Annotated in this window: 1 protein-coding gene; it reads right to left on the bottom strand. The window is 70.1% G+C overall.

Going from position 1 to position 1,246, the window contains the following annotated elements; translation table 11 throughout:
• Positions 1 to 1,246: formyl transferase (locus EOA27_RS37045; protein ID WP_127258786.1), on the bottom strand; the 1,246-nt coding region annotated here is incomplete at both ends.

The following is a 1,246-nucleotide window of genomic DNA, read 5'->3' as shown; positions in this document are numbered from 1 at the left end:
TCCCCCGCCGCTGCTTCCAGCGCGGCGCCATTGCCGAACCATCTATGAATTCCAGCCCGCCCGCTTCGTTGAGTGTGTGTAGCTTGCGGCCGGCCCAGCCGGCGCCGGGATTGAGGATCGTCTCGACGACCTGTTCGAAGCCGGTGTCGTCGAGGCGCGTGACCCGCGCGATGCCGAGCGCGGCGCCATAGCTCCTGCGGCAATCCTGCACCGGACGCAGCAGCTGCCCGCCGCGGCTCACCATGCGGCCCGCGGGGCGCGCGGAGGCGATGTCGATCAGCAGCGGGTTCTTCGGATGCGGCGTCCACGGCCCGCGGAAAACCGGCGCCGACCACAGATGCAGCTGGTCCGAGAAAGCGCCGCCGCCGTCGCGCACGGTGGCGAACATCCACCAGCGCCCGCCATGCTCGGTGAGCGTGGCGTCGCTGGCGACGATGTCCGACAACAGCGTCGCTTCCTTGACCCAGCCGCCCGGGAAGGCGCTGGCGCGGTAGAGATCGACGCTGCGGTTGGCGCCGCTTTCAGGCACCATCCACATCTCGCCGTCGCGCTCGAACACGAAGGGGTAGGAGAGGTGGTAGGGCAGTTCCAGCACCGGCTTCGGGGTGCCTGCCGGTCCGTTCGGCCCGAAAGCCACCGCCGACAGGATCGCCTTGCCGGTGCGGTGGATGTAGTCCTCGACGAACAGCGTCACCTGGCCGCGGTAAAGCACCGGGAACGGGTCGGCGTAGAAGCGGCTGCCGTCGTCAGCCAGGTCGCGCCAGCCCGATTGCGGATGGGCGCGCAGTTCGTAGAGGTCGCTGCCTCCGGTCTGGCGCCAGCCGACCCGCCAGTGCGGGGCGTTGTAGCACAGATGATAGATCTGCTGGACGATGCGCCGCGCCATGGCCTTGGCGGCCCGCACGCCGAGCTTCGTGGCCGGTGGCATGGGCGGGGACGACGCCCCGGATGGCGGTTCGGGCAGCACAGGCAGGTGCGAGCGCGCGGCGCCATTGACCGCCGCCACGATCAGGCTGGCCGAGCGCGCCAGCATGTCCTGGAAGGATGCCAGCGCGATGCCGTGATATTCGGTACCGAGCCGCCCTTCGGCGACGACAGCGCCGTCCTGCTCCAGCCGGGCGAGGGGCGTGCGGCCGGCAAGGATGAGCGCCAGCAGGGCTTCCTCGCCACAGACGCCGTCATAGGCGAGCTGCCAGACCTGTCCGCCTTGCGGCTCGACATCGCCGACGAGGTCGATGGTGAGCTC

Source organism: Mesorhizobium sp. M2A.F.Ca.ET.037.01.1.1, assembly GCF_003998075.1.
Taxonomy (GTDB): domain Bacteria; phylum Pseudomonadota; class Alphaproteobacteria; order Rhizobiales; family Rhizobiaceae; genus Mesorhizobium.
This window is presented reverse-complemented; position numbering and strand designations above follow the sequence as displayed.